Source organism: Mesobacillus maritimus (genome assembly GCF_019749255.1).
Classification (GTDB): domain Bacteria; phylum Bacillota; class Bacilli; order Bacillales; family Cytobacillaceae; genus Mesobacillus_B; species Mesobacillus_B maritimus_A.
This window is the reverse complement of record NZ_JACWFH010000008.1, coordinates 56,787-70,276: the sequence shown is the minus strand read 5'-3', so window position 1 is coordinate 70,276 and position 13,490 is coordinate 56,787. Positions and strand designations below refer to the sequence as shown.

The window sequence follows — 13,490 nt, the reverse complement described above, 5'->3', positions numbered from 1 at the left end:
ACGACTAGGTATCCAATCCATTGAGAAAGCTGACCCTCCCTCAAGGATCAGCTTTTTCAATCCAATTCCCTTCCACATCATGATTTAGAGTTTTTTCTTTTTTCCTTTTCAGCTCGGTAAAACTCATGAAACATCTTCATTAGCGCCCGTTTTTCAATTCGCGATACATAGCTTCTTGATATCCCTAGCTCTTTTGCAATTTCGCGCTGAGTTTTTTCCTTTTTTAAGTCCAAACCAAACCGACCAACAATGACTTCTCTCTCCCGCTCATCCAACACATCAATATATTGTTTGACTTTTTCAAGCTCCATATTGAGTTGAATTGTATCAAAAACATCTTCGGACTCAGACTTCAATACGTCAATGAGAGAAATTTCATTTCCCTCTTTATCCTGTCCGATGGGATCATGTAGGGAAACATCTTTTTTCGTCTTTTTCAAAGCCCTTAGATGCATGAGAATCTCATTTTCAATACATCTAGCAGCATAGGTAGCCAATTTTGTTCCTTTCCCTTCTGAGTAGCTTTCAATCGCTTTGATCAAACCAATTGTTCCGATTGATATTAGGTCCTCAGAATCTTCCCCCGTGTTTTCGAACTTTTTAACTATATGCGCAACAAGCCTTAAATTGTGTTCAATTAGCATGTTGCGAGCATGTGCATCTCCTTCGGCCATTAACCTTAAGTACTTTCGTTCGTCTGATGAAGATAACGGTTGGGGAAATGCATTATTTTTAACGTAAGAAACAAGGAAAACAATTTCCTTTACTAAATATCCAAGTGCTGCTAATATTCCCGACACTTTTCCACCCCCCGCATAATTAGGCTTTTGCCTATAATAGATTCCTATGAAGAAAGTGTCAGGTTCGTGTATGTCCAAATAAAATCTTTTAAGATGAAATTATTCCCAATACAATGTAAGCAGTAACTAAAAAGGAAAAAAGCACTAACCAAGTGGCTAGTGCTCGTTAGACATATTTAAAACTAAAATTTTTTATTATGTGCTTTCCCTATTCAACGCTGACTTCTGCAGCAATGATGCACCCAATAGCACCGCAAATAATCAGTCCCATTACCATTGAAAACATATTCCCCACCCCTTTTTAGCTCCACTTTATTTGCTTTCAGTTTATCGCATTTCCAGTGTGCAAAAAGGGAGTGGTTGTGAACAAATTTTAACATTTCTTTCTGAAAACAAGTGTTAAAAGTAGTACGTGCAGTGACATGAGATTCCCTCCTAATCCTCTCTACTCTCGTTAGGTGGTATCCTTCTCCACCCAGAACACAGCTTGACGTCTTTGCATTAAATAAATCATTGTCCATTCCACCTTTCTGTTTTTATTCTAAGGAAAATTAATATGGTCTAATATATTTTGTCACTCGATCTTTATTATCTTCATATAACTTTTCAACCATTTGATCATGAATTGCTTCATCTAATGTAATTTTTCGTTTTTTAATCGTAATGGTGAAAAACAGGATATTTAAAGTCATTCCATTTCACCTCCTGTCCTTAACGCTGGTCAACGGCCTCCTATTGCCTTCTTAAATTTCTTAACTGAGATTATCATCATCATCCCGCCTTTCTTAAGTATGGTAAAAATTCAAATTACAGTTGATTCATATAAGAATTGATTTTTCTTCTGTTCTCTTCATATAGGTTTTCTACGACTTGATTATGCATTTCTTCTTCTATTGTCAATTCACGCTTTTTCAGTGTTATTGTGAAAAATAAAAGATTTAAGGTCATTCAGTTCACCTCCTATCAACACGGACTACCATTGTCCTCCTCCATTACCTGCAAACCTTTATCTAAAAAAATCATTTTTGCCACCGCCTCTCTTTTTATTTTTTATATCCATCATATTAAAGGGGATTTTTCATTGTATAAGAGCGTACATGACTCCTACTCTCTTCAAATAGGTTTTCTACAACTTGATTGTGCATTTCATCTTCAAGTGATTGTTCACGTCTTTTTAGGGTAATTGTAAAAAATAGAATATTTAAGGTCATTTCTTTCACCTCCTCTTTTATATCCATAAAATGTAAAAAGCCACAGGGATAGTCCCCCTGCGGCTAAAAATAGGCACAAAAATGCCGCAGGGCACGATTCTCCCTGCGGCACGGATATACTTAGTCACAAAAAAATAAACTTAAGCGATCCATTCCGATCTGGTCGAATGCGTGGATATTTCATTTTCAATTGTCATCACCGATACAGCAACACTCTTTACATCTACCCATGTGATTGTATTCATCATTTCATCCGACCTCCTTTAAGTTTGTTTTTCTTACAATGGTAATTATATCCACTGTCACCATGTTTGTAAACCTGTTTTTTGCCTAATTTTCGAAATTGTTTTTTCATTATTTTTCTGAAATAAAAAAAACGTCCATTAGGGACGTTTTTGATTCATTAAGTATTCCAGGCCTTCTTCCGTTTCAATTAGTTTGTTACGATATCTTTTTGATAAAGCGAAAAAACCGATTGAGATTAGTAAAAATGCAGAAGATGCTGCTACAGATATATATTTATCAACCATTACTTGTCCATCAGAAGGAATAATACTACCAAGAAAGAAGAGGGATCCTACAGCAAGTAAAACTATTCCAAAGTTTCGGTAATCGCTCATTCTTTCAAACAATTGCTTAATACTCAATTTCTTCACTCCTAATGCTAGCAATCTATAATTATTGTTTTACTATAATAATTTAACATAGATTTTTATATTGTTGGACATGTAAATAGTGGAGAAAAATAATACTCTTAACAGCTACCTTAGATTATCTCCATGATTTCATGGTATTGCTCTCAATTGATTTGTCCTTATAGGTGGGGCAAAATCTCATGGATATTCTAACGTGTCCGATTTAGGTTAGATGTGGCTCATATTGTTTCTATCCGGTTTTGTCCTGGAGCGGAGCTCTCATGGACATTTCCTTTCATTTCTCAGCCGTTTTGTCCTTGAGAGGTGCTCTCATAGACATTTCCCTTCATTTCTCACCCGTTTTGTCCTTGAGAGGTGCTCTCATAGACATTTCCTTTCATTTCTCAGCCGCTTTGTCCTTGAGAGGTGCTCTCATAGACATTTCCCTTCATTCCCTCACCCGTTTTTGTCCTTGAGCCCTGCTCTAATAGACATTTCGCTTCATCCCTCACCCGTTTTTGTCCTTGAGCCCTGCTCTCATAGACATTTCGCTTCATCCCTCACCCGTTTTTGTCCTTGAGCAGTGCTCTCATGAACATCATTCCTCCTCGATCAGCCACATTGGTGAAAAATTGATACGTACTCCCAAACCCCATTTCTCTCCAAACAAAAAAACAGGCGTGAACCCCAAAGGAATTCACGCCTGAACTGAAGATAAATTAATTATTTAATGCCGCTGCTATTTTCATTACGAGTGTGGCTGAGTTGACAGCAGCTGTTTCAAGAAACTGGTCAAATGAAACGTTTGATTCTTTCCCTGCAATATCAGATAGAGAACGAATGATTACAAAAGGAGTACCAAATTGGTAGGCAACTTGAGCTATCGCCGCTGCTTCCATCTCTACGGCCTGTAGATTTGAGAATTTTGATAGAATGAACTCACTTTGCTCAGGCTTGCTGATAAAAGAATCGCCAGTTGTAATCAGCCCTTTTACCACTTGAATGCCTTCTATTTCCTTTGCACAAGTTTCTGCTACTGCCACAAGACTTGCTTCTGCCTCAAATGCAGCAGGCAATTGAGGGACTTGGCCATATTCATACCCAAAGGCTGTTACATCAACATCGTGATGACGAACATCTGTAGAAATGACCACATCCCCGACGTTTAGATCAGGATTAAGACCACCAGCGGACCCCGTATTGATCACATAGTTTGGTTTAAAACGTTCTAGGAGAATGGTAGTCGACATGGCCGCATTCACCTTCCCAATCCCAGAACGAAGCAAAACAACTTCATTCCCATCCAGTGTACCCGATGTAAATTCAAAGCCAGCAATTGTTTCTTGGACTTTATTGTCAATTTTCTCTCGTAATAAGGTTACTTCCTCATCCATTGCACCAATTATTGCGATTTTCATTGTCGTATCCTTTCTGTCTTGCTGTTCCACTACGGAAGCTACGGAACAACGATTATTTTAACTCTTCTACTTTAACGGGTTTCCATCCTTCGCCGTCCACCCAATCAATCGCTACCCTATACTTTGGACCTCCAGCTTTATCAGAAACGGTACCTTGCGCGCTTTGCGGACCACCATTGTTTCCGAGGAACCAGACTGTCATATTTCCACCATCAATTCCAGTTGCATAAGAAATGGCCTTTAACATTTCTTGCCAATCAACAGACGACTCATCATATACAGCCTGATGTTCACCAGTTTGGGTTGTCCCTACCGGCTTCCAATCAGGATTAACAATCGTTTGTTTTACATCTGGGCTGCTTCCACCTTCAGTAATCGTAGGCTCACTTTCTTCTTCAAGCTCTTCATCGGCAGACTCCGACTCTTCTTCCAAATCTGAAGCATCTTGCTTTTCTTCTTCTACTTCTTCTTCTTCATCCTCGTTGCCAGAGTCACCATCGGCTTTTTCATTAGCCAATTGTTTATCTACTACAACTGAATCTGATTTTTCAGCCTCACTCTGGCCATCACCAAAAAAAATCTTTACTGTTACAAAAACAATTAATAATAAGACGATTGTAATCAAACTGTTTAAGATAAGGTTTGTCTTTCTTCTTTTAGCAAGCTTTCTTGCCCTAGAAGCCTCATCGTTTTCCTCAAAATTACCCATTCTCCTTCACTCCCTCATTCACTGACAGTAAGCCTCCACATGATGGGTTCTTTAAATTAAAGACTGACAACATTCTATCATGTCTTTTAAGAAACATGAAGGATTTTTATCATCTTCCTTTAGGTCCAATGATTAGTTCTCTTGATCGAAGTTATAAATTTCCTTCACCATTTCTGCAAATAAAGGGTTAATGCCCCCTTGATCTGAGTGTACACCTAGATTAACAGTGACGAGTGCATATTTAGGATTTTCATATGGAAAATAACCTGCGAACCATTTATTATGGTTTTGCTTTCCATCCTTCAAAATTCCCGTTTCTGCTGTTCCAGATTTTCCTGCCACGGAGTAAGGTAATTCCTTAAACCATCGCCCAGTTCCTTCTTCATCGACGACCACTTCACGAAGCAATTTTTGCAGTTTTTGGGCTGTAAACGGAGAAATGGTATCTCCCGGCAATTTACTTTGGTCAAAGCCAAACACTTTTGATCCATTGTGATATTCCACAGACTCTACTACTCTGACCATCTGTTTATCCCCACCACGGGCAATCGTAGCCATCATATTGGCTATCGCAAGGGGCGTCACTCTTACTTCATGTTGTCCGATGGCAGATAGAGCTACATAATTATTATCATACCTAGCTTCCTCACTCTTAAAAACCCGTCCGAGATTCTCATCTGGCAACTGCCGAAAATCCTCTGTGTGGAAAACCGAACCTTTCCAGCCTACACTTCCGATTAAAGATAGTTTTTCAGCATATTCATCCATCATTTCAGCGTCCTTAGCTTTTAACTCCTTAGCTAAATCTGCAAATGTCCGATTACAGCTCCTTGCAAAGCTTTGGGTAAAATCCAATTCCCCATGTTGAAAGTTCGGGTCCTCATCTCCATAAATATTTTCACTACAGTTAAATGTTCTCGACGGAAGAGCTAGTCCATAGTCAATTGCGGCTGCGGCAACAACGGTTTTGAAAACAGAACCCGGGATATGTTGCTTAAGCATTTGGTTCTCCACACCTAAATCACCAAATGGATTCTTCCGATTAAGATGCGGCCTTGATACCATTGCAAGGATGTTGTTGGATTCAATATCAAGTAAAACCAAGCCACCATTCTTTACTTGGTGCTTATCAACAAGATTTTCTGCCAACTCCTGAAGATCTTTATCGATTGTTGTTTTTATGTTAATCGGATAAAAGGGGTTGGCTGGTTCTGAATATTTCACGTTAATCCCAAACAAAGGCGAGCCGATTCCATCTACATGATAGACAAGCTTTGTTTTTCCTTCCCCTACTAAAAATTCATCAAAGCTTTTCTCAAGTCCCGAAAGTCCTACTAGGGTCCGCGGAGAAAATTCCTTATCCCCATACCTCTCCTCTAGAAGTTTAGGATTTTCACCTGTAATTCCAATTAACTGTTCGGCTTGAGTATCTGATAGAGGATATTTTCGTTCTACCGCAAATACACCGGGGATTTTCAGTTTGTTAATAGCCGCCATTTCATGTTTTGATAGAAGATAAGGCTCAGGATTTCCGAATGCTATTGGTCCGTCAGCTTCATCTAAGCTTTCAAGAATTTTTCGTTCTGAAACTCCTATAACAGAAGCAACCTCTTCTACTGGCCACTCTAGATGGTTTAAGAAAGGGAACAGTATTAATACTGGAATACTTTCATAGATTAAAGGCTTTCCTGACCGATCAAGAAAATTCCCTCTCCCATTGTCAATTACCATTTCCTGAGTCCTCTGGCTTACACTTCCTTCGAGTAAGTTAATGCCATGCTTTGAAAATGACTCTGTGGAAACAAGCTGAATTTGCGCCAATCTCGTCACAAGGACAATAATTCCCAGGATACATATGACTAACCATGCCTTTAACCTTCGCCTTCGCATAAAAAAACACCTCGTCAAAAGTGTTGACGAGGTTAAGCTTTTTCAAACCATTTCTATTGTATTATTACTTAATGGAAGTAATCTTTACAACCATTTCTCCACCTGGAGTTTGGACAGTTACTTCGTCTCCAACCTTTTTCCCAAGAAGGCTTTTGGCAATCGGAGAATCATTTGAGATTTTACCTTCGAAAGGATCCGCTTCTGCACTACCAACAATGGAATATGATTCTTCTTCCCCATCAGGAAGTTCGATAAAAGTAACAGTGCTTCCAAGATTTACTTCATCAATGCTTGTCTCGTCTTCTTTAATGATTTTGGCGTTACGAATCATATTCTCAATCGTAGTGATTCGGCCTTCAACAAAGGCTTGCTCTTCTTTTGCGGAATCATACTCTGAGTTTTCGGAAAGGTCGCCGAAACTACGAGCAATCTTTATTCTTTCAACCACTTCTTTACGTTTAACCGTTTTCAAATGTTCTAATTCTTGTTCTAATTTTTGCTTTCCGGCTAATGTCATCGGAAAAACTTTCTCTGCTGCCATAATCCTTCACTCCTTCTAATCTTTCGCAAATTCCCCAGTTAATTTTTACTATAGTATGTAGGGTCTTTTGTAAATATACAGTAGCGCGTCCTTATGATAAGGGCGCGCACTTTACATTATATAATCTTTTACCTGCTATTGTGTCACAAAAATGACTTTTGTTCAAGAATTGTTTGGATTTTTGTTACCATTAAATCAATCGCAACGTAGTTATGCCCACCTTCGGGGATAATGATGTCCGCATAACGCTTTGTCGGCTCTATGAATTGGTTATGCATCGGCCGAACAACATTGACATATTGCTCAATAACAGAATCCATTGACCGCCCACGCTCTTTAATATCACGGAGCAATCGACGAACAATCCGTAGGTCTGCATCCGTATCGACAAACAACTTGATATCCATTAGGTCCCGAAGACGCTCATCCTCAAGGATAAGAATGCCCTCTAGAATAATGACATCTTTAGGATCCACGTGAATGGTCTTTGTTGAGCGGGTGTGCACTGTATAATCATAAACAGGCTTTTCCACTGGTTCATATTGAAGCAGTGTATTTAGATGTTCAATTAATAAATCATTATCAAATGCTAGTGGATGGTCATAATTTGTTTTCAATCGTTCTTCTAGGGGAAGATGACTCTGATCTTTGTAATAATAATCTTGTTCAAGCATCAAGATCGAATGCCCTTTGAACGTATCATAAATTGACTTTGTTACACTAGTTTTTCCAGAGCCTGAACCTCCGGCAACCCCAATTACAACAGGCTTGCGTGTCATTATTTAGTTCTCCTTTCGCATCATGTTGTAAGGGTAGACAGGCTTGTCCATCTTAAACTTGACAATCTGAAGTGGGTGACGTGCTGCATCAAGCTCATTGCCATCTTCGTCCCAAATTTTTTCAATCACATAAGTAAAGTTTTCAATCTCAGGCCCGAAAAACTCCACTTCATCTCCAGGTTTGAAATAATTTCGTTGCTGCAAAGTGACGATGTTCGTTTCAGCATCATAGTCAAGAACCATTCCGACAAAATCAAAGGTTGTCTTTTTGCTATGGTTTCCAAACATTTGCTCTTTATACCCAGGTACCCCTTCGAAAAAGGCTGTCGCAGTTTCACGGTTCGCACACTTATCTAATTCTTCTAGCCATTCCTGTTTAATTTTAAAATTATCAGGATCTGCACAGTAAGCGTCAATTACCTTGCGATATACGCTTACGACTGTTGCAATATAGTGAATTGATTTCATCCGGCCTTCAACCTTAAGGCTATCAATCCCAATCTCAATCATGCGTGGGATGGATTCAATTAACTTTAAGTCTTTCGGGCTCATCGCAAATGGAGCATCTTGTTCGCCTGTTAATGGTGTTTCTGATGCACCTTCTAGCTGGTATAGGTCATAATCCCAACGGCAAGACTGACAGCACCCTCCACGGTTCGAATCACGCGCTGTCATGTGGTTACTTAACGTACAACGTCCTGAATAAGCAATACACATAGCACCGTGAACAAAGGTTTCGATTTCAATATCAACTTTTTCTTTCATTTCCTGAATTTCCTCGGCGCTCGTTTCTCGAGCAAGAACAACTCTTTCAAGTCCTTCTTCCTTCCAGAACTGGACCGCTTTCCAGTTTGAAAGGGATTGCTGTGTACTTAAATGTACTTCAATCTCAGGGGCTACTCGACGACAAGTTTCGATGATAAGCGGGTCAGCAACAATAATTCCGTGAACGCCTGCTTCTTTTAAGCCTAATAGGTAGTCATCTAAGCCATCAATGTTTTCGTTATGAGCAAAGATATTGGTTGTAACATAAATCTTTGCACCATATTGTTTTGCAAACTCGACGCCTTCTTTCATTTCTTCAAACGTAAAGTTATCCGCATTTGAACGAAGTCCATATTCCTGGCCACCAATAAATACAGCATCAGCACCATAACGAACTGCAATTTTTAGTTTTTCTAGATTACCGGCTGGAGCTAATAGTTCCGGTTTTTTAACAATGACACGCTTCCCGTTCACAATTTGTGAAATACTTTCTTTCACTGCTGTCATCGTATTTCCTCCTTTTACCATACTTCAAGGCATGGCGGTATTTATTTTAATAGACTGTTTCCTTAAAGAAGAACCCTGTATCTAATGGTCGGTTCTCTGGTTGAAGCTCTTCCGCTTCAGCAAGCATATCGTCCTTCACATCGTCATACTGATCTGGATCTTCAACTGCAAGATCAATGGCTTTTCGGTAAAGTGCTGTAACAGCAATTAAATAATCAATGTCTTTCAAAATACCATCTATTTTAAAAGAATCGACACCGGCCTCGACCATTTCTTGAAGCTCATCAATGATACAGATATCGTTTGGACTCATAATATGTGTGCCATTTTCATCTTCAAAGATCGGATATTTATTACTACGCTCTTCATCATGTAGGAACATATTTCTTTGTTCTCTACGGTTTTCAATTTCCATCGCTTTGCCTTGGTATTCAAAATAGTTCCCAAGGAGTGAGCGTTTTGACTGGAACATACAAGTCATTCCGTGAACCTGCACTTCAATTTCAACTTCTGCATTCTCTTTGATTTCCACAATTGCGTCCATGCTGAGTTCACGCGCAAGTACAGCACGCTTGGCACCTTTTCTTCCCCAGTAATTGCAGGTATACCAGTTCGTAGCCGTTGTCTCGGTATTCCAATGAAGCTTCATGTCTGGAGCTGTTTCGCGTGCTGCCATAAGGACAGCTGGGTCTCCAAAGACAATGGCATCTGCGTTTGCTTCTTTTAAAAACGCAATATAATCATTCAGCATTTCGATTTTTTCATTGTGAAAAATTGCATTCATCGCGACATAAACCTTTTTCCCTTTTGAATGCGCCAATTCAATGGCTTTTTTCACATCATCAGGATTAAATTCACCGGCTAAACGGAGACCAAATTTTTGTTCTCCAATTAGAAAAGCATCTGCACCAGCTTCTACCAAAGGAAGAATGTCTTCAACCTTTGTCGGTGTTACTAATAATTCTGGTTTCTTCACCCTATTTCACCTCTTCACACTAATTGCTACACCATCGCCCACAGGGAGAATGACTGTGTCATAATCCGAATTGCTCATGAGCCATTTATTATAGTCATCAATTTTTTTTACAAGATTTCGGATTCGTTTAGTTGGCGTTTCCTGTGTTGCGACAAGTCCTTTAAAAAGGACATTATCCGTGACCACAATTCCGCCAGGCTTCAGATATGCCGAGTACATTTCAAAAAAGCGTTTGTATTGACCTTTTGCCGCATCAATAAAGATGGCATCATACGGTCCGTATTGGCTGGCTTGCAACTCCGTTTCAAGGGCATCACCGAAAATAATGGAAATCTGCGAACCTTTCCCTGCCTTTTCTATATAAGCCTTAGCTTTAGTCAGACGTTCTTCATCTCGTTCAATTGTGACAATTTTTGCATTTGGGAGCGCATAAGCCATCCGCAACGCAGAATAACCGATTGCAGTTCCAACCTCTAAGATTGATTCTGCTTTCTGTATTCTTAAAATTTGCAGCATTGCTTCAATTCCAGCAGCCTCCATAATCGGCACTTGATGATCTTTTGCATACTCTTCCATTTCAGCCAAAATACCCAAACGAGTGGGAATTAGGTTATCAATATATTCCTGCAGCTGTTCATTCATCACGCTGCAAATCACCTCTATTCATAGAGCACTCTACCTTCATTTTTTGTCTAAACATGAAAAAATAGCGTTAACAGCTTGAAGAAATAAACAATGGCAAACCTATTGCCGTCTAGTTAAATCCTCCGCACACTGTAAAATACGCTATCACTACATCTATGAAAAACACTTGAACTATTTTAACATAAAAGACGGAGAAATGCTAATCTCTTGCATTCCTCCGCACTGTAAATTATTGGTTTGTAATGTGTTCCTCTTTTTTGCGGTTATGCTCCTCCAGTGTATCTGAGAAAAGAACAGTTCCCGTTGGCGTCGCAAGGAAATACAACGAATCGATATCAGCCGGATTTATAGCTGCTTCTATCGACATTGTCCCTGCATTTGCAATTGGTCCTGGTGGTAACCCATAGACTTGGTACGTATTATACGGGGAGTCAATTTCTAAATCTTTATAATACACTCTATCCTTATGTTCTCCATGTGCATAAAGGACGGTAGGGTCCGTTTGCAGTTTCATTCCCGTTTCCATTCGGTTATAAAAAACACTCGAAATTTTCGCTCGATCAACACTCTCGGTTGCCTCTTCTTCAATCAACGAAGATAAAGTCAATAATTCATGGACATTAAGTCCTTTTTCCTCGGCAAGTGGAATATACTCCAAAATCACCGAACGTGTTTTATCAAGCATTGCTGTGACAATTTCTTCTAGCGAAGGATCCTCTTCATAAAAAGGATAAGTTGCAGGGAATAAATAGCCCTCAAGTGGGTACTTCACTTGTTCATCCAATATCTTTTCGGTTAAAACATCTGGATATTTTTCCATCAAGGTTTTTAAGAACTCTTGATCATTTAGTTGCTTTAGAACCTCTTTTTGTTCCCGATTCGTCTTTTCAGCAATAATTTGTGCAATTTGTGTTAGTTGTTTTCCTTCTGGGATGGTAATTTGAAAGGCAACTTCTTGCATCACACTTCCAGTTTTAATGGCATCGATTACCTCAGCTAAGGTCATTGATGGTTTCAACTTATATTCACCAGCCATAAAGCCAGCTTCATTTTTAACCTTCACATAATATTTAAAGACACGCGCATCACGGATAATTCCATTGTCTTCAAGAATTTGACCAATCCCTGATGCAGTAGAGCCAATTGGAATCTCAACAGTGACTTCCTCTTTGCTTGTTTCATCAACAGGCAATAAAGCATTTTTAATATAAAAATAGCCTCCACCAGCTAGACCGGCAAACAATAGGAATAAAACAATCGTTAAAATAAAGACAATCCTACGTACGACCTTAGCCTCACTATGTTGTTCCGCTAATTTTTCATTTATCATCTTTTTTCTTTCGTTCTTGTCCAGACTTTGGTTGTTCTTTTTCTCCTTAGTCATCGTTTCCCCCCTGGGTGACTTCTTAGCGATTGTAATATCTCGGATTATTATACTATATTTCACCTTTCAAGTCGCAAAAAACTGCAAGAAAACTCATTTTTCGGCAAAATTCTTTTAAAACGACAAGAAAAAACCAGGATTCTTCATCCTGGTTTTTTCTTTTATTGGCTATAATTCTATTCTTCGTCTTGCTCAGCAAGGAAGGTTTCAAGCATTTCTTCAATCATATCCCACTCTTCGTCAGATTCGATTGGCATTAACTCTCCATCTTGCCCATCTTCAGTCGGTGTGAAGGAAGAAGCATGAATTTCAATTTCTTCTTCATCATCTTCTTCTGCTCCAATTGGGTAGTATAAAACATATGACTTTCCAAATTCTTCTGAGTCAAAGGTAAACAGCACTTCACAAAGCTGTTCATTTCCGTTTTCGTCTACTACTGTAATGTTGTTTTCACCATGATCCATTTTTTTCACCTCATTGAACTATTAAGATATCCCTGCAAGATCATCACTGCAGCCATCTTGTCGATTACTTTCTTCCGTTTTTTCCTACTAACATCTGCTTCAAGTAAAACTCTTTCTGCAGCCATTGTTGTCAGACGCTCGTCCCAAAGGATGGTAGGAACACCGAATAGATTCTCAATTTCTGTTGCATATCTCTGACATGCCTCTCCACGCGGTCCAATTGTTCCATTCATATTTTTAGGAAGCCCCACAACCACTTTGTCTACATTATACTCTTTAATCAGTTTGCCTAATCGTTCAAAACCAAACTCATTTTCATCTTCATTGATTTTAAGCGTTTCAAGACCTTGTGCCGTCCAACCAAGTTCATCACTCAAGGCAATACCGACTGTTTTGGTTCCGACATCCAATCCCATTATGCGCATCTATTGTCCCTCTCGAGAACGTTTTAAATAAGACTTTACTAGCTCTTCAATGATTTCATCACGTTCTAGCTTTCTGATGATATTCCGGGCATCACGATGGCGAGGAATATAAGCAGGATCACCAGATAAGAGATAGCCAACGATTTGGTTAATCGGGTTGTACCCTTTTTCCTGAAGTGCTTCGTACACCTCGAAAAGCACGTCATTTACATCATGCTCAAACGGCTCTTCAGGGAAATTAAATTTCATCGTTTTATCGAAAGAACTCATCGAATGCACCTCACTTTTTTCGTTAAAGGTAAAAATAATAGCTTGTTACCTACCATTCTACACTACTTGAC

General features: G+C 39.2%; 17 protein-coding genes. All 17 read right to left on the bottom strand.

Features of this window, described 5'->3' with window-relative positions:
• Nucleotides 1-77 precede the first annotated feature (77 nt).
• Nucleotides 78-800 (bottom strand): RNA polymerase sporulation sigma factor SigK, encoded by a 723-nt coding sequence (sigK, locus tag H0185_RS05685; RefSeq protein WP_221872067.1) that lies wholly within the window; start codon nt 798-800, stop codon nt 78-80.
• Between the two features lie 551 nt (nt 801-1,351).
• Nucleotides 1,352-1,492 (bottom strand): YrzI family small protein, encoded by a 141-nt coding sequence (locus H0185_RS05680; protein WP_221872065.1) that lies wholly within the window; start codon nt 1,490-1,492, stop codon nt 1,352-1,354.
• A gap of 115 nt (nt 1,493-1,607) precedes the next feature.
• On the bottom strand, nt 1,608-1,748 hold the full coding sequence (locus H0185_RS05675) for a YrzI family small protein (protein ID WP_221872063.1): 141 nt from the start codon (nt 1,746-1,748) through the stop codon (nt 1,608-1,610).
• 116 nt (nt 1,749-1,864) lie between these two features.
• Nucleotides 1,865-2,011, bottom strand: coding sequence for a YrzI family small protein (locus H0185_RS05670; protein ID WP_221872061.1), 147 nt, complete (start codon nt 2,009-2,011; stop codon nt 1,865-1,867).
• A gap of 383 nt (nt 2,012-2,394) precedes the next feature.
• Nucleotides 2,395-2,658, bottom strand: coding sequence for a YrhC family protein (locus H0185_RS05665; RefSeq protein ID WP_246629039.1), 264 nt, complete (start codon nt 2,656-2,658; stop codon nt 2,395-2,397).
• 707 nt (nt 2,659-3,365) lie between these two features.
• Entirely contained in the window at nt 3,366-4,064 is a 699-nt protein-coding gene (gene mtnN, locus H0185_RS05660) for a 5'-methylthioadenosine/S-adenosylhomocysteine nucleosidase (RefSeq protein WP_221872059.1), read from the bottom strand.
• Nucleotides 4,065-4,116: 52 nt separating this feature from the next.
• A complete protein-coding gene (locus tag H0185_RS05655; protein ID WP_221872057.1) occupies nt 4,117-4,773 on the bottom strand; it encodes a YrrS family protein in 657 nt (218 codons plus the stop codon).
• Between the two features lie 132 nt (nt 4,774-4,905).
• Nucleotides 4,906-6,663, bottom strand: a complete 1,758-nt coding sequence (locus tag H0185_RS05650; protein ID WP_221872055.1) for a peptidoglycan D,D-transpeptidase FtsI family protein — start codon at nt 6,661-6,663, stop codon at nt 4,906-4,908.
• A 64-nt stretch (nt 6,664-6,727) separates the two neighbouring features.
• A complete protein-coding gene (gene greA / locus H0185_RS05645; protein WP_221872054.1) occupies nt 6,728-7,204 on the bottom strand; it encodes a transcription elongation factor GreA in 477 nt (158 codons plus the stop codon).
• A 143-nt stretch (nt 7,205-7,347) separates the two neighbouring features.
• Nucleotides 7,348-7,983 carry a uridine kinase gene (gene udk / locus H0185_RS05640; protein ID WP_221872052.1) on the bottom strand — a complete coding sequence of 212 codons (636 nt, stop codon included), beginning with the start codon at nt 7,981-7,983 and terminating at the stop codon, nt 7,348-7,350.
• A gap of 3 nt (nt 7,984-7,986) precedes the next feature.
• A complete protein-coding gene (locus tag H0185_RS05635) occupies nt 7,987-9,255 on the bottom strand; it encodes a peptidase U32 family protein (RefSeq protein ID WP_221872050.1) in 1,269 nt (422 codons plus the stop codon).
• A 46-nt stretch (nt 9,256-9,301) separates the two neighbouring features.
• Entirely contained in the window at nt 9,302-10,231 is a 930-nt protein-coding gene (locus H0185_RS05630; RefSeq protein WP_221872048.1) for a peptidase U32 family protein, read from the bottom strand.
• A 6-nt stretch (nt 10,232-10,237) separates the two neighbouring features.
• On the bottom strand, nt 10,238-10,876 hold the full coding sequence (locus H0185_RS05625) for an O-methyltransferase (RefSeq protein ID WP_221872046.1): 639 nt from the start codon (nt 10,874-10,876) through the stop codon (nt 10,238-10,240).
• A gap of 229 nt (nt 10,877-11,105) precedes the next feature.
• A complete protein-coding gene (gene mltG / locus H0185_RS05620) occupies nt 11,106-12,260 on the bottom strand; it encodes an endolytic transglycosylase MltG (RefSeq protein ID WP_221872044.1) in 1,155 nt (384 codons plus the stop codon).
• Nucleotides 12,261-12,436: 176 nt separating this feature from the next.
• A complete protein-coding gene (locus H0185_RS05615; protein WP_221872042.1) occupies nt 12,437-12,724 on the bottom strand; it encodes a DUF1292 domain-containing protein in 288 nt (95 codons plus the stop codon).
• Nucleotides 12,725-12,729: 5 nt separating this feature from the next.
• Nucleotides 12,730-13,149 carry a Holliday junction resolvase RuvX gene (ruvX, locus tag H0185_RS05610; RefSeq protein ID WP_221872040.1) on the bottom strand — a complete coding sequence of 140 codons (420 nt, stop codon included), beginning with the start codon at nt 13,147-13,149 and terminating at the stop codon, nt 12,730-12,732.
• On the bottom strand, nt 13,150-13,419 hold the full coding sequence (locus tag H0185_RS05605) for an IreB family regulatory phosphoprotein (RefSeq protein WP_090741157.1): 270 nt from the start codon (nt 13,417-13,419) through the stop codon (nt 13,150-13,152).
• Nucleotides 13,420-13,490 lie beyond the last annotated feature (71 nt).

Bases quoted from the DNA above. Each gene is read 5' to 3' on its own strand.
- udk (WP_221872052.1), bottom strand. From the start codon at position 7,983: ATGACACGCAAGCCTGTTGTAATTGGGGTTGCCGGAGGTTCAGGCTCT.
- mltG (WP_221872044.1), bottom strand. From the start codon at position 12,260: ATGACTAAGGAGAAAAAGAACAACCAAAGTCTGGACAAGAACGAAAGA.
- H0185_RS05675 (WP_221872063.1), bottom strand. From the start codon at position 1,748: ATGACCTTAAATCTTTTATTTTTCACAATAACACTGAAAAAGCGTGAA.
- H0185_RS05650 (WP_221872055.1), bottom strand. From the start codon at position 6,663: ATGCGAAGGCGAAGGTTAAAGGCATGGTTAGTCATATGTATCCTGGGA.
- mtnN (WP_221872059.1), bottom strand. From the start codon at position 4,064: ATGAAAATCGCAATAATTGGTGCAATGGATGAGGAAGTAACCTTATTA.
- H0185_RS05670 (WP_221872061.1), bottom strand. From the start codon at position 2,011: ATGACCTTAAATATTCTATTTTTTACAATTACCCTAAAAAGACGTGAA.
- H0185_RS05655 (WP_221872057.1), bottom strand. From the start codon at position 4,773: ATGGGTAATTTTGAGGAAAACGATGAGGCTTCTAGGGCAAGAAAGCTT.
- greA (WP_221872054.1), bottom strand. From the start codon at position 7,204: ATGGCAGCAGAGAAAGTTTTTCCGATGACATTAGCCGGAAAGCAAAAA.
- H0185_RS05605 (WP_090741157.1), bottom strand. From the start codon at position 13,419: ATGAGTTCTTTCGATAAAACGATGAAATTTAATTTCCCTGAAGAGCCG.
- H0185_RS05635 (WP_221872050.1), bottom strand. From the start codon at position 9,255: ATGACAGCAGTGAAAGAAAGTATTTCACAAATTGTGAACGGGAAGCGT.
- H0185_RS05615 (WP_221872042.1), bottom strand. From the start codon at position 12,724: ATGGATCATGGTGAAAACAACATTACAGTAGTAGACGAAAACGGAAAT.
- H0185_RS05680 (WP_221872065.1), bottom strand. From the start codon at position 1,492: ATGACTTTAAATATCCTGTTTTTCACCATTACGATTAAAAAACGAAAA.
- ruvX (WP_221872040.1), bottom strand. From the start codon at position 13,149: ATGCGCATAATGGGATTGGATGTCGGAACCAAAACAGTCGGTATTGCC.